Annotated in this window: 18 protein-coding genes; 10 read left to right on the forward strand and 8 right to left on the reverse strand. The window is 72.0% G+C overall.

What is annotated here, in order from left to right; all coding sequences use genetic code 11:
* Window positions 1-5 precede the first annotated feature (5 nt).
* The 4 genes from AC3ETA_RS00460 to AC3ETA_RS00475 form a co-directional block, all read right to left on the reverse strand.
* Complete coding sequence (locus AC3ETA_RS00460; protein ID WP_432190784.1) at window positions 6-1,361, reverse strand: hypothetical protein; 1,356 nt, start codon at window positions 1,359-1,361, stop codon at window positions 6-8.
* A gap of 267 nt (window positions 1,362-1,628) precedes the next feature.
* Window positions 1,629-2,873 carry a sensor histidine kinase gene (locus tag AC3ETA_RS00465; RefSeq protein ID WP_432190785.1) on the reverse strand — a complete coding sequence of 415 codons (1,245 nt, stop codon included), beginning with the start codon at window positions 2,871-2,873 and terminating at the stop codon, window positions 1,629-1,631.
* A gap of 18 nt (window positions 2,874-2,891) precedes the next feature.
* The gene (locus tag AC3ETA_RS00470; RefSeq protein ID WP_432190786.1) at window positions 2,892-3,569 is read right to left on the reverse strand and encodes a response regulator transcription factor; all 678 of its coding nucleotides are present in this window, start codon (window positions 3,567-3,569) and stop codon (window positions 2,892-2,894) included.
* A gap of 301 nt (window positions 3,570-3,870) precedes the next feature.
* Complete coding sequence (locus AC3ETA_RS00475) at window positions 3,871-4,767, reverse strand: DUF6424 family protein (protein WP_432190787.1); 897 nt, start codon at window positions 4,765-4,767, stop codon at window positions 3,871-3,873.
* Window positions 4,768-4,907: 140 nt separating this feature from the next.
* Here AC3ETA_RS00475 and AC3ETA_RS00480 point away from each other — a divergent pair, with 140 nt between their 5' ends.
* On the forward strand, window positions 4,908-5,204 hold the full coding sequence (locus tag AC3ETA_RS00480) for a DUF1876 domain-containing protein (protein WP_432190788.1): 297 nt from the start codon (window positions 4,908-4,910) through the stop codon (window positions 5,202-5,204).
* Window positions 5,205-5,395: 191 nt separating this feature from the next.
* Here AC3ETA_RS00480 and AC3ETA_RS00485 read toward each other — a convergent pair whose 3' ends face one another.
* Together AC3ETA_RS00485 and AC3ETA_RS00490 are read right to left on the reverse strand one after the other, a co-directional pair.
* Window positions 5,396-6,076: a response regulator gene (locus AC3ETA_RS00485; protein WP_432190789.1), complete on the reverse strand. Its 681-nt coding sequence runs from the start codon at window positions 6,074-6,076 to the stop codon at window positions 5,396-5,398.
* Window positions 6,073-7,752, reverse strand: coding sequence for a sensor histidine kinase (locus AC3ETA_RS00490; RefSeq protein WP_432190790.1), 1,680 nt, complete (start codon window positions 7,750-7,752; stop codon window positions 6,073-6,075). Before AC3ETA_RS00490 ends, AC3ETA_RS00485 begins: the two co-directional genes overlap by 4 nt.
* 97 nt (window positions 7,753-7,849) lie before the next feature.
* On the opposite strand from AC3ETA_RS00490, the gene AC3ETA_RS00495 reads away from it, so the two are divergent.
* The 9 genes from AC3ETA_RS00495 (at window position 7,850) to AC3ETA_RS00535 (ending at window position 18,197) form a co-directional block, all read left to right on the forward strand.
* Entirely contained in the window at window positions 7,850-8,860 is a 1,011-nt protein-coding gene (locus AC3ETA_RS00495; protein WP_432190791.1) for a Bug family tripartite tricarboxylate transporter substrate binding protein, read from the forward strand.
* Window positions 8,861-8,886: 26 nt separating this feature from the next.
* Window positions 8,887-9,396, forward strand: a complete 510-nt coding sequence (locus tag AC3ETA_RS00500; protein WP_432190792.1) for a tripartite tricarboxylate transporter TctB family protein — start codon at window positions 8,887-8,889, stop codon at window positions 9,394-9,396.
* Window positions 9,397-9,403: 7 nt separating this feature from the next.
* Window positions 9,404-10,927: a tripartite tricarboxylate transporter permease gene (locus AC3ETA_RS00505; RefSeq protein WP_432190793.1), complete on the forward strand. Its 1,524-nt coding sequence runs from the start codon at window positions 9,404-9,406 to the stop codon at window positions 10,925-10,927.
* On the forward strand, window positions 10,924-11,319 hold the full coding sequence (locus AC3ETA_RS00510) for a universal stress protein (protein WP_030946795.1): 396 nt from the start codon (window positions 10,924-10,926) through the stop codon (window positions 11,317-11,319). The genes AC3ETA_RS00505 and AC3ETA_RS00510 overlap by 4 nt, the downstream gene beginning before the upstream one ends.
* Before the next feature lies 1 nt (window position 11,320).
* A complete protein-coding gene (locus AC3ETA_RS00515) occupies window positions 11,321-12,496 on the forward strand; it encodes a DUF475 domain-containing protein (protein WP_432190794.1) in 1,176 nt (391 codons plus the stop codon).
* Window positions 12,497-12,675: 179 nt separating this feature from the next.
* Complete coding sequence (locus AC3ETA_RS00520) at window positions 12,676-14,427, forward strand: VanW family protein (protein ID WP_432190795.1); 1,752 nt, start codon at window positions 12,676-12,678, stop codon at window positions 14,425-14,427.
* 237 nt (window positions 14,428-14,664) lie between these two features.
* Window positions 14,665-15,504: an SDR family oxidoreductase gene (locus tag AC3ETA_RS00525; RefSeq protein WP_432190796.1), complete on the forward strand. Its 840-nt coding sequence runs from the start codon at window positions 14,665-14,667 to the stop codon at window positions 15,502-15,504.
* 165 nt (window positions 15,505-15,669) lie between these two features.
* The gene (locus AC3ETA_RS00530; protein WP_432190797.1) at window positions 15,670-17,157 is read left to right on the forward strand and encodes a cytochrome ubiquinol oxidase subunit I; all 1,488 of its coding nucleotides are present in this window, start codon (window positions 15,670-15,672) and stop codon (window positions 17,155-17,157) included.
* Window positions 17,154-18,197 (forward strand): cytochrome d ubiquinol oxidase subunit II, encoded by a 1,044-nt coding sequence (locus tag AC3ETA_RS00535; RefSeq protein WP_432190798.1) that lies wholly within the window; start codon window positions 17,154-17,156, stop codon window positions 18,195-18,197. Before AC3ETA_RS00530 ends, AC3ETA_RS00535 begins: the two co-directional genes overlap by 4 nt.
* A gap of 10 nt (window positions 18,198-18,207) precedes the next feature.
* On the opposite strand, the gene AC3ETA_RS00540 is transcribed toward AC3ETA_RS00535, so the two are convergent.
* The gene (locus tag AC3ETA_RS00540; RefSeq protein ID WP_432190799.1) at window positions 18,208-19,785 is read right to left on the reverse strand and encodes a GMC oxidoreductase; all 1,578 of its coding nucleotides are present in this window, start codon (window positions 19,783-19,785) and stop codon (window positions 18,208-18,210) included.
* A gap of 90 nt (window positions 19,786-19,875) precedes the next feature.
* On the reverse strand, window positions 19,876-20,808 hold the full coding sequence (locus AC3ETA_RS00545) for a cyclase family protein (RefSeq protein ID WP_432190800.1): 933 nt from the start codon (window positions 20,806-20,808) through the stop codon (window positions 19,876-19,878).
* Window positions 20,809-21,180 lie beyond the last annotated feature (372 nt).

The following is a 21,180-nucleotide window of genomic DNA, read 5'->3' on the forward strand; positions in this document are numbered from 1 at the left end:
CGGCCTCAGCGCGTCGTCTGCGTCAGGTGCTCCGCCAGGCCGGGCGCCAGCTCCCCCGCCTTCGCCAGATCCTTGCGGTCGGCCGCCGCGCGCGCCGCGCTCAGGTCCGCCGTCACCGCGGCCGCGACCGCTCCGCCCGTGTCGTCCTTCAGCCGCTCCCAGACGAGTTCGAGGCTGGTGACGTCGCCCGCGACGGCTCCCGCGTCCCCGGCGGACGCGTCGATCCCCAACTGCCGTGCCCACAGAGCGAAGCGGTCCAGGTCCACGGTGCGCACCGGCTCGTACCGCAGTCGCAGGTCGGACGTGTTCTGGGCGACCCGCAGGGCCGCGGCGGGCGTCTCCTGCCCGTCCTTCGCGCTCACGGCCTCGTCGAGCGAGTCGAGGTCGCGGGTCATCTGCGTCGCGAGCAGCTTCGGTACGGCGTCGGAGTCGCGGTAGGCCGTCCACGCGTCGCGCACCGCGCCCAGGTCGGCGTCGGTCACCTCGCCGTCCTGCACGGCCCTCGCGGCGCGGTCGAGGTTCCTCAACTCCGTGGGCAGCGGGCCCTGTTGTGCGTCCGTCGGGGCGGCCAGCGACACCGCCTCCTGGTCGCCGCCGTCGTTGCCGGTGGAGAACTCGCCGTAGCCGGGGGCGAAGGTCTTGTCCTCCGTCGAGCCGTCCAGGTGCAGTTCGTGCACGGTGATCGCGCCCTCGACCGGCCCGTACGGTCCGTCGACGGTCCGGTCGGTCTCCCGCACCGTGACCTCCTCGAAGACGACGCCGGGCAGGTTCTCCGGCCGGTAGACGTCGCCCCGTTCCGGATGCGCGGGCATGATCATCGCTGCGGGCGCGTTGTCGCGGCCCGCCTGCCAGGTGCCCTCGGTGTCCGCGACGACGCCGTCCTCGTAGTTGAAGACGTCCTCGCCGAGGTACCAGACGGATCCGTCGTCGGCCTGGGCGTAGAAGTCGAGGGCGACCTCGTGCACACGGCCGCCCTCGAAGGCGACGTACTGCGAGGTCAGGGCCCGGACCCCGGCATCGCCGAGGTCGATGGTCCTGGTGCCGGGCAGCGTGCTGACCTCGGTGCGGAACGGCTCGCCGTCGGTCTGGCCGCCCATGACGACCTGGTCGGTCTCGGCGGTCGGGTGCAGGGGGTTGGTGATCCGCGTCGGGTCGGAGAACTTCGGCTCGGTCAGGTCCACGCGGTCGCTCTCGGGGGCGAGCGGCAGGCAGTCCTTGCCGGTCTCGCCGGTCTGCTCGTCCACGACGTGCACGCAGTCGCCGGCGCGTGCGTTCCCCGCACCGCCCGAACAGGCGCCGACCGTCAGCACGACGGCCCCGAGGACCGCCTCCGGCCAGAGCAACTTGCGGTGGCTGTTCATGGCGGCCTCCTCGATACCGGTCCGACGGTCCGACGGTGCCTCGGGCACGCTGAACGGACCCTGAACGTCCCTGAACGCGGTGTCAGAAAGGGTGGGCGGCCGGAGGGGGTCGGCTGCGGGTGCGTGGGGGCTGGTCGCGCAGTTCCCCGCGCCCCTTGAGGGGGTGCAGCGGACGCCCTTCAGGAGCGCGGGGAACTGCGCGCGCAACCACAACCCACCCGCAGTCGCCCCACGACCACCGACCCCGCCCGCCATGGGCACACCCACTCACCCCGCCGGAATCATCACCACGAACCGCGCCCCACCCAACCCCTCACTCACCCCCACCTCCACCCGCCCCCCATGCGCCACCGCCACCTCCGCGACGATCGACAGCCCCAGCCCGGCGCCGCCCACCCCCCTCCCCCGCGCCCGGGACTCGTCCAGCCGTACGAACCGCTCGAAGACCCGACTCCGTTCGTCGGCCGGCACACCCGCCCCGTCGTCCTCGACCACCAGCCGTACCCACCCGTCCCCCGCGTCCGAAAGCCCGAACGCCACCCGCGCCCGGGCATGCAGCGCGGCGTTCTCGCCGAGGTTGCGCACCAGCCGCCGGAGCGCCTCCTCGTCGCCGTTCACCCGCCCCGCGCTCACCGCCGTGCTGTCGACCCGCACACCCGGCGAGGCCGACCGCAGCCGGGCCGCCTCCGCCAGGACCAGGTCGTCGAGGTCGACCGGTCGTCGGCCGCCCCGCAGCAGCGCGCTCTCGTCCGCGCGGGCGAGCAGCAGCAGGTCGTCGACGAGGCGCTGCATGCGGACGGCCTCGTCGAGCACCGTCGCGGCCAGGGATCCGGTGTCGGCGCGCCCGGGGTGGGCGAGGGCGACCTCGGCGTGCTGGCGGACGGTGGCCACGGGTGAGCGCAGTTCGTGGGAGGCGTCGGAGACGAAGCGGCGCTGCGCGGCCTCGGCACGGGCCACCCGGCGCAGGGCGCGGCCGACGCCGGCCCAGGTCGCCGCGGCGGCGAGGACGAGCAGGACGGGCAGGCCGATGAGCAGCAGCCAGGTGACGGTGTCCGTGGCCTCGGCGACCCGGGAGGAGTCCCGCCCGTCGAGGACGACGAGTTCCCGGTCCCCGTCCCGGGCGCCGACCGCGACGACCAGGAAGGGGTCGTCGAGGTGCGCGGCGGCCACGGTGGCGCTCTCGCCGGGCTCCAGCCGGGCCGCCGCGGGCCGCCCGGCGACGTTGCTGCTGGCCGCGACGACGGTGCCGTCCGCCGCTACGACCTGGAGGAACTCCTCGTCGGGCGCGGACACGGTCAGGGCGGGCACCCCGCGCCCCGCCTCGATGACCCGGGCGACCTCCGAGGCGCGTTCCCGTGCGGCGTCCCGTACGTCGCCGCTGAGCTCGGTGCGCAGCCCGACGACGAGCCCGACACCGGCGGCGATCAGGGCGAGGGCCACGGCGAGCACGGCGACGGCCGTGGCCCGGACCCGTACCGCCCGCAGCCTGCGCTCGTCCCGCACGCTCGTCATGGGGCGTCAGAGCTCCCGTCACCCGTCGTCGGGCACGAGCCGGTACCCGTGCCCCCGCGACGTCAGCAGCGACTGCCGCCCGAAGGGCCGGTCGACCTTGTTGCGCAGCCGCCGTACGTACACCTCGACGATGTTGGGGTCGCCCTCGAAGTCGTCGCCCCACACGTGGTCGAGGATGGTCCGCTTGGACAGCGCCTCCCCGGTCCGGCGCAGCAGGAACTCCAGCACCGCGAACTCCCGCGCGGTGACGTCGATGTCATGGCCGCCCCGGCTGACGGTCCGGGCCGCCGGGTCGAGCCGCAGATCGCCGGCGGCGAGCACGGCGGGGCGCTGCCGCGCCTCGCGCCGCAGCAGCGCGCGCAGCCGGGCCAGGAGCACGGCGTAGGAGACGGGCTTGGTCAGGTAGTCGTCGGCGCCGGTGTCGAGTCCCTCGATCTCGTCCCACTCGCCCTCCTTGGCGGTGAGCATGAGGATCGGCGTCCAGTCGCGCTCGGCGCGCAGGGTCCGGCAGAGGCGGAAGCCGTTGAGCTTCGGCAGCATCACGTCGAGGACGATCGCGTCGTAGCCGCGCTCCCGGGCCAGCCACAGGCCGTCCACCCCGTCGAGGGCCACGTCGACGGCGAAGCCCTCGGCCTCCAGGCCGTCCCTGAGCCCTGCCGCGAACCGCTCCTCGTCCTCGACGACCAGCACCCGCATGCCCTCACGCTACGTCCGCGAGGGCGCCCGGGCCCGCTGTCAGTACGGCAGGATCCGCCCCGAAGGCGTGCGCCGGTCGATCTCGCCCCTGGTGTCGCGGGGAGCGGCGGGCCGGCGGGTGACACGAACACGAACGTGGGTCTGGCGGTTCATGGCGCCCTCCTCGTATCTCGGGTCCGTTGCGACCGGCCTTCTCTCCGCAACCTTTCGGCACATCGTGCCCACGGAGGCACTTGTCATGCCTCCGTGGCATGAGCGGATGAGGGCGGCGCTGCTTCCGAGGGAGGACGGCGCCCCTGGCTCACCTCGGGGTACCACCGCGTGCGCCGCCCGCCGAGGCACGCCGCCGGGTGTGCAGCGGTCCGGCGGCGGTACTGGCGCCGGGCCGGATCTGCTGCTCGAACGCCGCCAGCGCGATCGGGCTGTCCGGCGGTACGACGGCCATCATGTGGCGCCGCTGCGCCTCCGCGACGGCGTCCCCGGCCTCGCTGCCGTGCCGGGCGTGCACGATGCGCAGGTGTCCGTCGCCGGAGCCGCGGCGGCCGACGGGGGTGACGCCGGCGTTGGTGCCGTCGGGGAGGGTCACCCACAGTTGGAAGTCGTCGTACCGGAAGTAGTCCGCGGCCTTGATCGGCCAGGGGTAGTGGTGTTCGCCGGCCGCCTTGGGCAGGACGCCGGAGTGGTCGGGGGTGGTGAGCGGCACGCACGAGTTGAACAGGGAGTCGGTCCACGCCTCCACGCCGTCGGCGTCCTCGATCGGTGTGTCGAGCAGCTTGCGGGCACGTTTGTAGCCCAGTTCGTCCAGGGCGGGCAGGGTCAGCGGGAAGGCCGCGATCAGCTCGGCGGCCTCCCGGCGGAGCCGGTCGACCTTCTCGGGGTCGGCGCAGAACTGCGCGCTCCACTCGATGCCGACCCGGGCCCGGTACATCCGCCAGCCGCCTCCGCCCTCCTCGGCCTTCACCCAGAGGCTGCCGCCGTGGTGCATCTCCCAGGGGCCCGGCCCGTACGGGAGGTCCGCGTCCTCGGCCGTCAGCTCGGCGAGGATCAGCTTCGCGGTCGCCTTCGCGGCGCGGAAGTGCGAGGACTGGGTGCGTTCCGGATGCTTGACGACCCGTATCTCCCAGGGGTGGTTCTCCTTGCGGTTCTTGCCGAGTTCGAACCGCTTACGGCCTGCCGGCCGTGTCAGGACGTCTGTCATGTCCGGCCTCCTTCCGTCTCTCCTTCCATGGTCCGGCGGGGACCGGGCGGCGTCGACCCGCGCTGGACCCGGCACGCGAACAGGCGCACTCTCGTCAGTGGGGCCCCGGCTCTCCCACCCCTCGTACGGAAGTGATCTCGATGGAAGACAAGCAATGGACCGTCCGGATCCACATCACCGAGGACGGCGACGACACCCGCGCCGAGGCCGTGCTGACCACACAGGACACGCCGGAGGACCTGATGGTCGTGACCGGCCGGGGTGTGGCCCACCGCAACCCCGTCGACCGGCCGATCCCCGAGATCGGCGACGAACTCGCCGCCAGCCGCGCCCTGGAGGACCTGGCGATCCGGCTGCACGACGTCGCGTCCGACGACATCGTGAACCTGACCGGACCGGCCGACCGGGAGGGCAGCAGGGCGTGGGAGCGGCCCTGACGGGCTCGGGAGCCGTCTGGGGCCTGGTGCGGAAGTGGCGCCTGCCGCGCGACGCCCGGCACGTCCTCCGGCCGCACCGCCCGAAAGCCCGACTACGCCCGGTACGAGGGCTTCCGGGCGGCACGCCGAGAGGACGCACCGAACGCCGCGCGGCCGCCCTCCGGGCGACGACGCCACTTTCGCACCAGGCCCTAGACGTCCAGCCAGCTGTAGCGCCGCTCCGGCCGTCCCGCCTGCCCGTACCGCAGGGACACCTCGGCCCGGCCCGTGACGCTGAAGTGCTCCAGGTAGCGCCGGGCGCTGACCCGGGACACCCCGGAGCGGGCCGCGCACTCGGCGGCGGAGAGGCTGCCGTCGGCCGCCCGTAGTTCGCGTTCGATCAGTTCGGCGGTCTCCACGCTCATGCCCTTGGGCAGGGCGGCCGGCGCGGCGGCGGGCGCGGCTCCCCGGGCCAGTGCCCGGTCCACGTCGGACTGGCCGCTGACCACGGCCGCGTAGAGGTTGCTGCGCCGGGCCGCGTACTGCTCCAGCCGGGTGCGCAGGTCCTCCGCGTCGAAGGGCTTGAGCAGGTAGTCGACGACGCCCTGGCGTACGGCGCCGCGGACCGCCTCGGACTCGCGTGCGGCGCTGATCACCATGACGTCGCAGTCGTGCCCGGCGCTGCGCAGCCGGGGGATGATCTCCAGGCCGAACATGTCGGGCAGGTAGAGGTCGAGCAGCACCAGGTCCGGTTGCAGCTCGCCTACCGCGGCGATCGCCTGCTCGCCGCAGTTCGCGGCGCCGATCACCCGGAACCCGTCGACGTCGTTGACGAATCCACGGTGGATCCGCGCCACCATGAAGTCGTCCTCCACTACCAGGACGTCGATCATCGGACTGCCTCCGTCGCTCGGTCGGCCGGTCGGCCGACGGACATGCGGGCGGTGAACATGGCGCCCTCCTCGGTGTTGGCCACCGACACCTCACCGCCCCGGCGTTTGCACACCAGCCGGGTCAGCGCCAGACCGATGCCGCGGTCGCCGCCCTGCGCGGCCTTGGTGGTGAACCCGTGCAGGAACACCTCCTGAGCGAGCTCGGGCGCCACGCCGGGCCCCGAGTCGCGTACGACGATCTCCACGCTGGAGGCGTCCTGGCGCAGCTCCACCTCCACCCATGCCCCGGGGCCGCCGTCCCCCGGCCGGGCGCCGCCGGCGGCGGCGTCGACGGCATTGTCCACGAGGTTGCCGAGCACGGTCGCCACGTCCGCGGAGTCGGTCGGCTCCAGCCGGTCCAGGGAGGTGCGCTCGGAGATCTTCAGCCGTACCTTGCGTTCCCCGGCGAGCGCCGACTTCGCCATGAGCAGCGCGGCCACGGCCCGGTCGCCGACCCGGCCGGTGATGCTCACGTCGAGCGACTCGCGGTGCTTGCGCAGGGCGCGGACGTACCGGACGACCTCGTCGTGCTCGTTGATCTGGATGAGCCCGGAGATGGTGTGCAGCTGGTTGGAGAACTCGTGGGCCTGGGCGCGCAACAGTTCGGCGGAGCTGCGGAAGGAGCCCAACTCCCTTTCCATCTGGGCGAGTTCGGTACGGTCGCGCAGGGTCGTCACCGAGCCGAGGAGGCGGCCGTCCTTGGTGACGTCCATCCGGTTCATCACCAGGACGCGGCCCCGGCGGATGACGACCTCGTCCCGCCGCGCGGGATCGCCGGGCTCGCCCTCGCGCGGGGTCCCGGCGAGGACGTCGTAGAGCCGCCCCTCGATCCCGAGGTCGGCCAGACTCATCCCGACACAGTTCTCGGGCAGGTCCAGCAGGCCGCGGCCGACGGCGTTGACGAGCGTGAGGCGCTGCTGCGGGTCGAGGGCGACCACGCCCTCGGCGATCCCGAACAGCATCGCCTCCCGGTGCTCGGCGAGTCCGGCGATCTCGCGCGGCTCCATGCCGAAGGTCTGCCGTTTGATGCGCCGGGCCAGCAGCCAGGAGCCGGCCAGGCCGAGGACGCTGGCGACGCCGAGGTAGACCAGCAGATAGGACGAGGCGCCCACCAGCCGCTGCCAGACCGACGGCGAGGTCCGCCCGATCATCACCGTGCCCAGGTGGTCCCCCGCGTTGTGGCCCCGCGCCCCGAGCACCGGTGCCTGCGCCACCAGCTGGGTGACGCCGCCCACCGGCAGTTCCCCGGACCAGCCGACGGCCTCGGTGACCTGCGGTCCGTCGCCCGGCAGCCGCGTTCCGACCAGGGTCGGGTCGGTGGCCGCCACGATCTCGCCGTCGGTGTCGGCAACGAGGGCGGAGGTGACGCCGGACCTGGTCAGCGTGGACTGGAGCAGCGGGGCGAGCATCTCGGCCGGGGCGGGCCGCACGAGCTGCGTGCGCACCAGGGGGTTGCCCGCCGTCTCCTCGGCGAGCGCGGTCACCCGGCGCCCCTCGACCCGGTCGAACGTGGCCTTGGACTGCGCCAGGGACACCGCCGCCACGGCGGCGAGCACGATCACGACAATGGCGAGCTGCCATACCAGCAGCTCGCCTGCGAGCGTCTGACGCCTGTGTGGCCGGGACGTTATGACCACTATGAACTCAACCTTCAATGGTCACACAACCGAGACGGGGTGTCTCAGGAACCGCACAATCATGGCGCCGGAACGGGCCGAGCGAAAGAGATGAGCCATGAGAACTCGACGAGCCGCACTTGTCGGAGCTCTTGCCGCCGTGTCGATGATCGCGGTGAGCGCCTGCGGCGCCACCGCCGACAAGGAGGAGTCCGGAGGTGGGAGCGGGTCCGACAAGCCCGTGACCGGCCTTCGGCTGATGGTCCCCAACACCCCGGGCAGCGGTTACGACCTCACCGCCCGCACCGTCACCCAGGTCATGCAGGACACCGAGGTCGCCTCCGGCGTGCAGGTCTTCAACCTGCCCGGCGCCAGCGGCACCGTGGGCCTGCAGCGCCTGGTGAACGAGAAGGGCAACGGCAAGATGGCCATGCAGATGGGCCTCGGAGTCGTCGGAGCCTCGTACACCTCCAAGTCGAAGGCGACGCTGACCGACACCACGCCACTCGCCAGGCTGATCGAGGAGGCCGGCGCGATCGTCGTGCCGAAGGACTCCCCGTACAAGACGATGGACGACCTCGTCACCGCCTGGAAGAAGAACCCCAAGAAGTTCGCGGTGGGCGGCGGCTCGACGGCGGGCGGCCCCGACCACCTGCTGCCGATGCAGCTGGCGAAGGCCGTCGGCATCAAGCCGAAGGACGTCAACTTCGTCTCCTACGACGGCGGCGGCGAGCTGCTGCCGGCCATCCTCGGCAGCAAGATCGCCTTCGGCGCCAGCGGGTTCAGCGAGTTCCTCGACCAGATCGAGGCCGGCCAGGTCCGCGTCCTCGCGGTCACCAGCGAGAAGCCGATCGACGCGCTGAAGGACGCGCCCACGCTGAAGGACTCCGGCATCGACCTGGTCTTCACCAACTGGCGCGGCATCGTGGCCCCTCCGGGGATCACCGAGGAGCAGGAGAAGACCTGGGTCGACGCGCTGACGACGATGCACGACTCGAAGGAGTGGCAGGCGCAGCTGGAGAAGAACGGCTGGGTCGACGCCTTCGCGACCGGTGACGAGTTCGGCACCTTCCTGACCGAGCAGGACAAGGCGGTCGCCGACCTGCTCGCCGAGCTCGGGCTGGCATGAGCTCCCAGGTGAAGGAAGAACGGACCGTGGAGGACTCCCCTCCGCCCCGTCAGGGCGGGGACCGCGCGCAGTACGGCGTGTGCGCGTTCCTCGCCCTGCTGGGCACCGCCGTGGTCGTGGACGCCGTCGGCATCCCGCACATCACCAGCGGGACCGACCCGGTCGGCCCGCGCGCGGTCCCGCTGATCCTGGGCACGCTCCTGGTGGTGCTCGCGGTGCTGTACGCCGTCGACGTGGCCCGGGGCGGCCACGGCGAGCCGGAGGCCGGCGAGGACGTCGATCTGTCGGGCGGCGCCGACTGGCGCACGGTGGCGCTGCTGGTCGCGGTGTTCGTGGCGAACGCGCTGCTCATCGAGCGGCTCGGCTGGGTGATCAGCGGCGGCCTGCTGTTCTGGGGCACGGCGTTCGCGCTCGGCAACCGGCACTACATACGCAATCTGCTGATCGCCGCGACGCTCTCCCTGACGACCTTCTACGCCTTCGCGATCGGCCTCGGCGTGAACCTCCCCGCCGGCGTGCTGCAAGGAATCCTGTGAGGCCGCGATGGACAACCTGAACAACCTCATGCAGGGCTTCGCGGACGTCATGGACCCGCTGAATCTGCTGCTCGCCCTGGTCGGTGTGCTCATCGGCACCGCGGTCGGCGTCCTGCCGGGCATCGGCCCGGCGATGACGGTGGCCCTGCTGCTGCCGATCACCTACGGCATGGAGCCGGTGCAGGCGTTCATCATGTTCGCCGGCATCTTCTACGGCGGCATGTACGGCGGCTCGACGACGTCGATCCTCCTCAACACCCCCGGCGAGTCCTCCTCCGTGGTCACCGCCATCGAGGGCAACAGGATGGCGAAGGCGGGCCGCGCCGCCCAGGCGCTGGCGACGGCGGCGATCGGCTCCTTCGTGGCGGGCACCATCGGCACCCTGCTGCTGGTCCTGATCACCCCGATCGTGGTGGACTTCGCGGTCAGCCTGGGCGCGCCGGACTACTTCGCGCTGATGCTGCTGTCGTTCATCGCCGTGACGTCGATCCTGGGCTCGTCCCGCATCCGCGGCTTCATATCCCTGCTCCTCGGCCTGACGATCGGCCTGGTCGGCATCGACACGGTCTCGGGCCAGCAGCGGCTCACCCTCGGCATACCGCAGCTGGCCGACGGCATCGACGTCGTCGTGGTCGCCGTCGGCATCTTCGCGGTCGGCGAGGCGCTGTGGGTGGCCGCGCATCTGCGCCGCCGGCCGGCCGAGGTGATCCCCGTCGGCCGCCCGTGGATGGGCCGGCAGGACTGGAAGCGGTCCTGGAAGCCCTGGCTGCGGGGGACGGCGTACGGCTTCCCGTTCGGCGCGCTGCCGGCCGGTGGCGCGGAGATCCCGACGTTCCTGTCGTACGCCACCGAGAAGCGGCTGACCAGGCACCCCGAGGAGTTCGGCAAGGGCGCCATCGAGGGCGTGGCGGGCCCGGAGGCCGCGAACAACGCCTCCGCGGCGGGCACCCTGGTCCCGATGCTGGCGATCGGCCTGCCGACCAACGCGACGGCGGCGGTCATGCTGGCCGCCTTCCAGTCGTACGGCATCCAGCCCGGGCCCCTGCTCTTCGAGCGCGAGGCGAGCCTGGTCTGGGTGCTGATCGCGAGCCTGTTCATCGGCAACCTGCTGCTGTTGCTGCTGAACCTGCCGCTGGCCCCGGTGTGGGCGAAGCTGCTCCAGATCCCGCGCCCCTATCTGTACGCGGGCATCCTCTTCTTCGCGACGATGGGCGCCTACGCCGTCAACGCGCAGCCGCTCGATCTGTTCATCCTCCTCACCCTGGGCCTGCTGGGCTTCATCATGCGACGCTTCGGGCTGCCGGTCCTGCCGCTGATCGTCGGCGTGATCCTCGGCCCGCGCGCGGAGCTCCAGGGCCGGCGCTCCCTCCAGCTGTCCGGCGGCGAACTGTCGGGGCTGCTCGGCGGGCCGGTGTCGTACACGGTCTACACGGTGATCGTCCTGGTCCTGGTGTGGCCGCTGATCCGCAGGTTCGTCGTACGTCCCCTGCGCGCGCGTAGCGCCGCCCGAGCGTCTGGAGAAACGAGATGACCATCCTGGTCGGCTACGTCCCCTCACCGGAGGGGGAGGCGGCCCTGCGCGCGGCGATCGACGAGGCCCGCCGGCGCAAGGAGAAACTCCTGGTCGTGAACACCACGCGGGGCGACTCCCTGGTGGACCCCCGCTTCGCGCAGGAACCCGATCTGAGCCACGTGCGCGAGGACCTCGCGGCCCTCGGCATCGACTTCGACATCCGCCAGGTCCTCGGTGCCCGTGACGCCGCCGAGGAGATCATCGACCTCGCGGAGACCAAGGACGCGTCCCTGGTGGTGATCGGGCTGCGGCGGCGCAGCGCGGTCGGCAAGCTGATCATGGGTTCGGCGGCCCAGCAGATCCTGCTGGGCGTGGGCTGCCCGGTCCTGGCCGTGAAGGCGGAGGGCTGAGATGGTGCTGCGGACCTTCGGCTGGTCGTTCGCCGTCACGGCGCTCGGCCTCGCCTTCGCCGCGTGGCAGTGGGGCTGGGAGGCCTTCGGGATCGTGCTGATCCTGTCGGTCCTTGAGATATCGCTGTCCTTCGACAACGCGGTCGTCAACGCCGGGGTCCTGAAGAAGATGAATGCCTTCTGGCAGCGCATCTTCCTGACCCTCGGCATCCTGATCGCGGTGTTCGGCATGCGGCTGGTGTTCCCGGTCGTGATCGTCGCCATCAGCGCCGAGGTCGGGCCCGTCGAGGCGGTCCGGCTCGCCCTGGACGACCCCGGCCGCTACCAGGACCTGGTCACCGACGCGCACCCGGCGATCGCGGCCTTCGGCGGCATGTTCCTGCTGATGATCTTCCTGGAGTTCATCCTGGAGGACCGCGAGATCAAGTGGCTGGCCTGGCTGGAGCGCCCGCTCGCGAAACTCGGCAAGATCGACATGCTGGCGGTCTGCCTGGCCCTGATCACCCTGCTCGCGACGGCGCTGACCTTCGCCGGCCAGGCCCACGTCAGCACCGGCCACGCGGACAAGACCGCCACCGTGCTGCTGTCGGGGGTCGCCGGTCTGATCACGTATCTCGTGGTCGGCGGTCTCTCCGGTTTCTTCGAGGACCGGCTCGAAGAGCAGGAGGAGCACGAGCACGAGGAGGAGGAGAAGGCCCGGGCGGAGGGCAGGCCGGTCTCGGCGGTCGCGCTCGCCGGCAAGGCCGCGTTCTTCCTGTTCCTGTACCTGGAGGTCCTGGACGCGTCGTTCTCCTTCGACGGCGTGATCGGCGCCTTCGCCATCACCAACCACATCTTCTGGATGGCGCTCGGCCTCGGCATCGGCGCGATGTACGTCCGTTCGCTCACGGTCTACCTGGTCCGGCAGGGCACCCTCGACGACTACGTCTACCTGGAACACGGCGCCCATTACGCCATCGGCGCCCTCGCGGCGATCCTGCTGATCACCATCCAGCACCAGATCAGCGAGCTGATCACGGGCCTGATCGGTGTGGTCCTGATCGCCGCGTCCTTCCTCGCCTCGGTGCGCCGCAACAAGGCGCTGGAGGCGTCCGGGGCGGACGGGACGGCCGCGGACGGGCAGGACGACGCGCAGGACGAGCGGGAGGAGAAGGCGGAGGTGCCGTCGGGGGCGTGAGACGCAGGCCGGGGCTCCGGGGCGGGGCTTTCGGGCGGGACACAAGGCGTGATGCAGGACAAACGTGGTCCACAACATAGGCGTTTTCGTCCGATTATGGCTAGCTGGATGTGTTTGCCTCGCGCACAGCGTCGCGTCACCCACGCGCCGTCCTCGTCGATCGCCCGCCCTGGAGACTCATGCGCCTCCGCGCCCCCTCCGTCCCGCGAACCGTCTCGGCTCGCCGTATCGGCTCGCTGCCGCCCCTGGCCCTGGCCGGCGGTGCCCTCACCGTCGGCGTCGGCGGCCTGTATCTCGCCGGGCTGCTGCTCTCGGGCGGCGACATAGAGGGCGGCACGACCGTACGAGGCGTGGACATCGGGGGCCTGAGCCGCACGGAGGCCGTCAAGAAGCTTCAGGACCGGCTCGGACCGGCCGGTGCCCGTGAACTGACCGTGACGATCGGTGACCGCAGGACCACGGTCGATCCGCGGAAGGTGGGCATCACCTTCGACTACGAGAGGACCGTGGACCGCGCGGGCCGCACCGAGAGTGCCGACCCGTTCAGCGTGATCGGCGGCCTCTTCGGCTCGGGCGGCCCGGTCGAGCCGGCCGTGCACGTCGACGAGGACAAGGCCCACGGCACCCTGAAGAAGATGGCGAAGGCGCTCGACCGGAAGGTCCGCGAGGGCGCCGTCGACTTCGAGGACGGCCGGGTGCGGCCGGTCCCCCCGCGCAGCGGCCACGCCCTCGACACGGACGCCGCCGTCGGCACCCTGAGCACCGCCTTCCTGGAGGGCGACGCCAAGGCCGTCACCGCCCTGCCCACCCATGAGACGAAGCCCAAGGTCACCGAGCGGGAGATGCGGCGGGCGGTGCGCGAGTTCGCGGAGCCGGCCATGTCGGCGCCGGTCACCCTCACCGCGGCCGACCGGCGCTTCACCATCGACCAGCCCGTCCTGGGCGAGCACCTGAGGATGCGCGCGGACGACGCCGGGCACCTCACGCCGAAGCTGGACGCCGAGGGGCTGCGCTCCGACCCCGCGGTGGCCCGCCCGCTGTCCACCCTGCCCGCCCGGGCGCACAACGCCCAGCTGCGCCTCGTCGGCAACCGCGTCGGGGTGACCGAGGACGGCCGGGCCGGACATGTGGTCACCGACAAGGCGCTGGGCAAGGCCGTGATGCCGCTGCTCACCCGGCGGGGAGCCGCCCGCAGCGGCGAGATCGCCACGCTCGTGGCCGAGCCGCAGGTGACCCGCGCGAACGTCGAGCGGCTCGGCCTGCGCGAGCAGATGTCCTCCTTCACCGTCAACTTCGAACCGGCGCCGTACCGCTCACGGAACATCGGCCGTGCGGTGGAACTGATCAACGGCTCCGTCGTCATGCCCGGCAAGGACTGGAGCTTCAACAGGACCGTCGGCGAGCGCACCGAGGCCAACGGCTTCGTCGAGGGCGTGATGATCTTCAACGACGAGTTCACCAGGGCGCCCGGCGGCGGCGTGTCGGCGGTGGCGACGACCATGTTCAACGCGATGTTCTTCGCCGGCGTCAAGCCCCTGGAGCACGGCGCCCACTCGTTCTACATCGAGCGCTACCCGGAGGGCCGTGAGGCGACGGTCGCCTGGGGCAGCCTGGACCTGAGGTTCAACAACGACTCGGGGCACGCCATCTACATCCAGGCCCGTTCCACCGACTCCTCGGTGACGATCTCCTTCCTGGGCACCCGTAAGTACGACGACATCGGCGCGATCAAGAGCCCGCGCACCAAGGTGAAGCAGCCCGAGCGGAAGGTGAGCACGGCCGAACGGTGCGTCCCGCAGACTCCGTTGGAGGGCTTCGACGTCGCCGTGCAGCGGGTCTTCGTCCAGGACGGCCGGGTGGTGCGGCGCGAGCCGTTCCACACGCACTACGAACCGCGTGACGAGATCGTCTGCGAGCCGCAGTCGCCGTAGGGACCGTAGCCCGGCCGTGTGACATGCCCCGGCCCGAAGCGGCTGCCCAGCGTGCCGGTGCGGCCCGACCACGGCTCGTGGTGCTTGGGTCGGGGCACCGGGCACACGACGGCTCCGGCACCGGGCTGCCTCCGTCCCCCGTGCATACCGGCGGCCGATCCACTCCCGGGCCTTCCCCCACCGTGTCGCCCGCCGCCGGTGACACATGGCGTCCGAAACGCCGAAGGAGAGATCGCGATGACAGGAACGGCCGACGACAAGCTGCCGGCGCTGTCGGCCCAGTTGCTCAGGGGCCAGAAGGCGCTGGTGACCGGCGCCAACTCGGGCATCGGCCTGGCGACCGCGATCGCGCTGGGCCGGGCCGGGGCGGACGTCGTGGTGAACTACGTCGCCGGCGCGGACGAGGCCGAGAAGGTCGTGGAGCAGATCAAGGCGCACGGGGTCCGCGCCTACGCCCACCAGGCCGACGTGTCCGACGAGGACCAGGTCGTGGCCATGGTCGCGCAGATGGTCGAGGAGCTCGGCACCATCGACATCATGGTCGCCAACGCGGGCCTCCAGCGGGACGCGCCCCTGACCGACATGACGCTCGCCCACTGGCAGAAGGTCATCGACGTCAATCTGACCGGCCAGTTCCTGTGCGCCCGCGAGGCCGCCAAGGAGTTCATGCGGCGCGGCGTGGTCGAGGAGGTCTCCCGCTCGGCCGGGAAGATCATCTGCATGAGCTCCGTCCACCAGGTCATCCCCTGGTCGGGGCATGTGAACTACGCCTCCTCCAAGGGCGGTGTGGGCATGCTGATGCAGACCCTCGCCCAGGAGCTGGCCCCGCAGCGGATCAGGGTCAACGCGATCGCGCCCGGCGCCATCCGCACCCCGATCAACTACGACGCCTGGGCCACCCCGGAGGCCGAGGCCGACCTGCTGCGGCTCATCCCCTACAAGCGGGTGGGCGACCCGGAGGACATCGCCAACGCCGCGGTCGCGCTGGCGTCCGACCTGCTCGACTACGTCGTGGGCAGCACGCTCTACGTCGACGGCGGCATGACGCTCTTCCCCGGCTTCGCCACCGGAGGCTGATCCCCCGTCAGGGGTGCCCGCGCCCGCGGCCCGGCCCGGCGTGCCTGCCGCCCCGTCCGGTGCCCCGGCCCGTCCGGTGCCCCGGCCCGTCCGGTGTCCCCGCCCGGAACACACCTGGTCGTTCCGTACCCCCGCGACCCGCGGGCCCAGACCACCGAGGCGCACATGATCGGCACCGTGTCCCTGCTGGCGGCGAGCACCCCGCCCCAGCTCCTGCCGGCCCGCGAGCTGATGGCGTTCACGCTCGCCTCGCACATCCTGCTGGTCCCGTTCGGTGTGGCCCTGCCGTTCATCACCCTGGTCATGCACCACCGGGGGCTGCGCCGCAACGACCCCGTCGCGCTCAAGCTCGCCCGGCGCTGGTCGGCGGTGATGGCGATCCAGTTCGCCGTCGGGGTCGTCACCGGCACCGTGCTGTCCTTCGAACTCGGCCTGCTGTGGCCGGGGATGATGGGCCGCTGGGGTGACGTCTTCGGGCTCGGGTTCGGGGTCGAGGCATGGGCGTTCTTCCTCGAGGCCATTCTGATCGCGATCTACCTCTACGGCTGGCGCCGCCTCAGGCCCTGGACACACTTCTGGCTGGCCGTGCCGCTGCCGGCGGCCGCGCTGCTGGGGGCGTTCGGCATCATCGCGGCCAACTCCTGGATGAACACCCCGCACGGGTTCGAACTCGACGCGAACGGTGATCCCGTCCAGGTCGACGTACGGCAGGCGATCTTCACCCCGATCTTCGGCGCGGAGTACTGGCACTTCGTGGTCGCGATGTTCCTGACCGCCGGTTATCTCGTCGCCGGCGTGTACGCGACGGGCTGGCTGCGAGGGCGGCGCGACCGGTATCACCGGCTCGGCTTCACGGTGCCGTTCACCGTGGCCGCGATCCTCACCCCGATCCAGTTCTTCCTCGGCGACTCCGCCGCCCGGGCCGTCTTCCACAAGCAGCCGGTCAAGTTCGCGGCCATGGAGCTCGTCTGGGAGACGGACACCCATGTCCCCGAGTACCTGTTCGGGCGGCTGAACAGCGACGGATCGGTCTCCGGCGGGATCAGGATCCCCCAACTGGACTCGATCCTCGCCGGCTTCAAGCCCAGCACCCAGGTGACCGGGCTGACGTCGGTACCGGCCTCGGACCGTCCCAACGCCGTCCAGGCCACCATCGTCCACTGGGCGTTCGACATCATGGCCACCATCGGCAGCCTGCTGATCCTGCTCGCCCTCTGGTACGGCTGGTGCTGGTGGCGGCGCCGGGACCTGCCGCGCAGCCGCTGGTTCTTCCGCTGCGCCGCCGTCGCGGGCGCGGCCTGCCTGGTGACCGTGGAGTGCGGCTGGATCACCACCGAGGTGGGCCGTCAGCCCTGGATCGTCTACCACCACATGCGGGTCTCGGAAGCGGTGACCGACACCCGCGCCGGCTCGCTGTGGGCCATGCTCGGCATCGTCATGGCCGTGTACGTGTGCGTCTTCGGGGCGTTCCTCGCGGTCCTGCTGAAGATGCGGACGCGCTGGCGCATCGCCGACGAGGCCGACCCGGCCGCCGGCACCGGGCCGCACCCGGAGACCGACACCCCCTACGGCCCCAGGGGCGAGCCCGAGCCGGCGGGCGCCCGCACCGCGCCCGGTGGCGGCTCCGCAGACGCCAAGGGCGGTTCGTCATGATGGCCGACCTCATCGCCTGGGTGATGGTCCTCGCGATCGCCGCCTACGCCTGCGCCGGCGGCACCGACTACGGCGCCGGATTCTGGGACCTGCTGGCCGGCGGGGCCGAACGCGGCCGGCGGCCCCGTTGGCTGATCGACCACGCCATGGCGCCGGTCTGGGAGACCAACAACGTCTGGCTGATCTTCGTCCTGGTCATCATGTGGACCGGCTTCCCCACGCTGTTCCAGGCCGTGTTCACCGCCCTGTGGCTGCCACTCGCCCTCGCCGCGGTCGGGCTGGTGCTGCGGGGCGCCGGATTCGCCCTGCGCAAGCCGACCCGGCGGCTCGCCCGGCGACGGATCTACGGCGCCGCGTTCGCCCTGGCGTCGCTGCTCACGCCGTTCTTCCTCGGGGCGGCGCTCGGCGCCGTCGCCGCCGGCCGGGTCGCCGTCGGTACGACCGCCACCACGGACGCCTGGGCCAATCCGACGTCCGTCCTGACGGGCCTGCTGGCCGTCGCCGCCACCGCTTTCCTGGGAGCGGTGTTCCTCTGCTCCGACGCGCTGCGCTTCGACGCCGAGGACCTCGCGGACTACTTCCGGGTGCGCGCGCTGTTCGCCTTCGCCGCCGTCGTCGTCCTCGCGATCGTCGCCCTGCCCGTCACCCACGACGACGCCCGCCACGTCTGGGACGGCCTCACCAGCGGCTGGGGACTGCTGCCGGTGATCCTGGCCGCGGTCTGCGGGGCGGCCACGGTGGTGCTCCTGCTGCGCCGCTCCTACGCGTGGACCCGGCACACTTCGGTGGCGAGCGTCGCGCTGGTCATCGTCGCCTGGGGCCTCGCGCAACGGCCCTATCTGCTGCCCACCTCCCTGACGGTGTCCGAGGCGGCCGGTGCCGCGCACACCCTGCGCTGGCTGGCGATCGTCACGGTCATCGCCGTCGTCCTGGTCGGCCCGGCCCTGGTGCTGCTGTACCGGCTCGCCACCATGGGCACCCTGGAGCCGCTCACGGACTCCGACACCGGGGCCACGAAGGCACCGGGGGACACCTACTGACGGCGGCTCGTCAGCGCAGCCGTTCGGCGATGTGGTCACCGACCCGCAGGGCGTTCGCCATCGCGGTCAGTGAGGGGTTCACCGCGCCGATGCTCGGGAAGAAGCCGGTGTCCACGACATAGAGGTTGTCGAGGTCATGGGCCTTGCAGTGCACGTCGAGGGCGGAGCTGCGCGGGTCCGTGCCGAACCGGACGGTGCCGGCCTGGTGCGCGGTGGCCCCGATCGGCATGCCCTTGTGCAGGTAGAGGCTGTGCGGCAGCAGATGGTGCTCGTGCATGCCCAGGTGTTCGAGCATCCCGCGCAGCTTGTGCTGGAGCCGCTTGAGCCCGGCGATGTTGTTCTTCTCGTCGAGGGCGAGATGGACCCCGTCGTCCTCGTCGAGGGTGACACGGCTCTCGGGCAGCGGCAGGTCCTCCCCGCAGAGCCAGAAGTCGACGGCGTGGTGGGCGAGCGTCTCGAACGGCATGTCGGGCACGACGGCACCGGCCCAGCGAGGCGCCTCGCCGTGGATCTGGTCGGCGTCGGACTTGCCGAGCATCTGGATGCCGCCGAGCGGGAAGTCCCAGTCGTCCGCGCCCAGATACCAGTCGTGCAGCGCCATGGTCTTCTGGAACCGGGTGGGGTTGGGTTCCTTCGACACGGCCATCAGGGCCAGGTTGTTGTGCCGCATGTAGTGGCGTCCCACCACGTCGGAGCTGTTGGCGAGGCCGCTCGGGTGCCGGTCGTTCGCGGAACGCAGCAGCAGGACGGCGGAGTTGACCGCGCCGCAGGCCACCACCACGATGTCGGCGCTGAACGACTCGGTCATGTCGCCGATCCGGGTGACCACCTTGGTGACGGTCCGTCCGGTCGGGTCGGTCTCCAGGCGCCGCACCTCGGCGCCGGTCACCATCGTGACGTTGTCGTGCCGCATTGCCGGGTCGACGCAGATCACCTGCGCGTCGGACTTGGCGCCCAGCAGACAGGGGAAGCCGTCGACCCGGTCGCAGCGGATGCAGGCGCTGGTGCGGGTGGCCCCGCCGTTCTCGTCCTGGGTGAGGTTCACGCCGATGGGCAGGTGGAAGGGGTGCAGGCCCCGCTTCTCCAGGTCGTCGCTCAGCTGCTGGATGCGCGGCTCGTGCTCGACCGGGGGGTGCGGGTACTGGCCGCTGACCGGCCCCTCCGTGGGGTCCTCGCCGTGCCGTCCGTGCACCAGATAGAGCTGCTCGGCCTGGGTGTAGTACGGCTCCAGGTCCTCGTAGCGGATCGGCCAGGCCGGTGAGACGCCGTCGTGGTGGCGCAGTTCCCCGAAGTCCTCGGGCCGCAGCCGGAAGAGCGCGGCGCCGTAGAACTTGGTGTTGCCGCCGACGTAGTAGTTGACCTCCGGCGGGAACTCCTTGCCGTGCTTGTCGTACCAGAACTCCGGGGCGCGGTACTTGCCCTGGACGAAGACGGCGGTGGACTCCCAGTTGTCGCGCTCGCGCGGCAGGTAGTCGCCGCGCTCCAGGATGAGGACGCGTCTGCCGGTGGGGGCCAGCCGGTGGGCGAGTGTGCCGCCGCCCGCTCCCGTGCCGATGATGATGACGTCGTAGTGCCGGTCGTCGGCCATGCGCAGACCCCCGTTCCGGGAGTGGAACGTGTGCCCCCTGTTCCGACGGTATCGGCCGCCCCCGGGAGCGGCGACTCGGCGGGGGCCTGCTCACAGGACGGCGATCGGATTGACCGGTGAGCCGGTGGCCCCCGGCAGCCTCAGGGGCGCGACGACACAGAGGAACGACCAGCGCCCCTCCTCCTCGCACACCCGCGCCAGGTCCTCGAACTGGAGGTAGTCCAGCAGGTACAGGCCCATGGCGTGGATCGCCAGCACGTGTACGGGGAAGTCGACGCCGTCGGTGCAGCTCGGGGCGGTGTCGTTGTTGCCGTCGCCGCCGAGCGCGGCGACCCGGCGCTCGGCGAGGAACTCCAGCGCGGACGGATGCAGCCCGGCGCGCGCCCGCGCCACGTGCCAGGCGCCCAGCTCGGCACGGCGCAGACGGTGGCCGACCCGGACGAACAGCAGGTCGCCCTCGGTGACCCGGACGTCCTGGGCGCGCTCGGCCGCGGCGAGGTCGTCGACGCTCACGTGGTCACCCGGTTCGAGCCAGCGCACGCCGCGCAGCCGCGGGATGTCCAGGAGCACGCCGCGGCCCACGATGCCGTCGTGGGCGGCGTCGATCGCGAGCGCCGTGGCGCCGCCCTCGGTGACGGTGCTCGCGGGCACGCCGCCGTGCAGGGTGCCGTCGTAGATCACATGGCACAGGGCGTCGATGTGGCTGTCGGCGTCCCCGTGGACGTTCATGGCGAAGCGGTCCATGGCGAAGTGGAGTCCGTGCCCGGACTCGCCGGACCGCCCGGGCCACTGGCTCATCCGGTGCCTGGCGGGTTCCGGGTCGTCGGGGCCGGGCGCCGTCTGCACCGGGGCGGCCATGGTGACCGTCCGGCCGGTGCGCACCTCACGGGTCGCGGCCAGCACCCGGGCGGGGGTGAGGGCGCCCCCGTCGCCCTCGGCCCGGGCGGCGCGCCCCGCGAGTTGCCGGTGGAGCGCGTCGAACTCGGCCGGGGTCAGCCGGGCCGGACGGGCGTCGGTGGCCATGGCTCAGCGCCCGTCCGCCGCCGCGTCGAGCGCGTCGTCGAGGGCGAGGGCGAGGGCGAGGGCGGCCATGATCAGGGACAGCCGGGTGAAGGCCCGGGGGAAGTTGCCGAGCCGCTCCCCCGTCGGACCGATCTCCTCGGCGAACAGACCGACGTGGTCGACGTGGTCGACGTGGTCGACGTGGTCGACGTGGGTCCCGGCCCGGCCGTAGTCGAGGCGCGGCCGGCATTCGAGCGTGCAGTCGACGGTGCCCCGCACCACCCGGACAGCCCGCACCACCCGGACGACCCGGACAGCCCGCACCACCAGGACGACCCGGACCACCCGCACCACCCGGACCACCCGCACCACCCGGACCACCCGCACCACCCG

The organism is Streptomyces sp. bgisy027 (assembly GCF_057710365.1).

Excerpts from the sequence above, each read along its gene's own strand:
- AC3ETA_RS00460 (WP_432190784.1), bottom strand. The coding sequence starts at position 1,361 with ATGAACAGCCACCGCAAGTTGCTCTGGCCGGAGGCGGTCCTCGGGGCC.
- AC3ETA_RS00465 (WP_432190785.1), bottom strand. The coding sequence starts at position 2,873 with ATGACGAGCGTGCGGGACGAGCGCAGGCTGCGGGCGGTACGGGTCCGG.
- AC3ETA_RS00470 (WP_432190786.1), bottom strand. The coding sequence starts at position 3,569 with ATGCGGGTGCTGGTCGTCGAGGACGAGGAGCGGTTCGCGGCAGGGCTC.
- AC3ETA_RS00475 (WP_432190787.1), bottom strand. The coding sequence starts at position 4,767 with ATGACAGACGTCCTGACACGGCCGGCAGGCCGTAAGCGGTTCGAACTC.
- AC3ETA_RS00480 (WP_432190788.1), top strand. The coding sequence starts at position 4,908 with ATGGAAGACAAGCAATGGACCGTCCGGATCCACATCACCGAGGACGGC.
- AC3ETA_RS00485 (WP_432190789.1), bottom strand. The coding sequence starts at position 6,076 with ATGATCGACGTCCTGGTAGTGGAGGACGACTTCATGGTGGCGCGGATC.
- AC3ETA_RS00495 (WP_432190791.1), top strand. The coding sequence starts at position 7,850 with ATGAGAACTCGACGAGCCGCACTTGTCGGAGCTCTTGCCGCCGTGTCG.
- AC3ETA_RS00505 (WP_432190793.1), top strand. The coding sequence starts at position 9,404 with ATGGACAACCTGAACAACCTCATGCAGGGCTTCGCGGACGTCATGGAC.
- AC3ETA_RS00510 (WP_030946795.1), top strand. The coding sequence starts at position 10,924 with ATGACCATCCTGGTCGGCTACGTCCCCTCACCGGAGGGGGAGGCGGCC.
- AC3ETA_RS00515 (WP_432190794.1), top strand. The coding sequence starts at position 11,321 with ATGGTGCTGCGGACCTTCGGCTGGTCGTTCGCCGTCACGGCGCTCGGC.
- AC3ETA_RS00520 (WP_432190795.1), top strand. The coding sequence starts at position 12,676 with ATGCGCCTCCGCGCCCCCTCCGTCCCGCGAACCGTCTCGGCTCGCCGT.
- AC3ETA_RS00525 (WP_432190796.1), top strand. The coding sequence starts at position 14,665 with ATGACAGGAACGGCCGACGACAAGCTGCCGGCGCTGTCGGCCCAGTTG.
- AC3ETA_RS00530 (WP_432190797.1), top strand. The coding sequence starts at position 15,670 with ATGATCGGCACCGTGTCCCTGCTGGCGGCGAGCACCCCGCCCCAGCTC.
- AC3ETA_RS00535 (WP_432190798.1), top strand. The coding sequence starts at position 17,154 with ATGATGGCCGACCTCATCGCCTGGGTGATGGTCCTCGCGATCGCCGCC.
- AC3ETA_RS00540 (WP_432190799.1), bottom strand. The coding sequence starts at position 19,785 with ATGGCCGACGACCGGCACTACGACGTCATCATCATCGGCACGGGAGCG.
- AC3ETA_RS00545 (WP_432190800.1), bottom strand. The coding sequence starts at position 20,808 with ATGGCCACCGACGCCCGTCCGGCCCGGCTGACCCCGGCCGAGTTCGAC.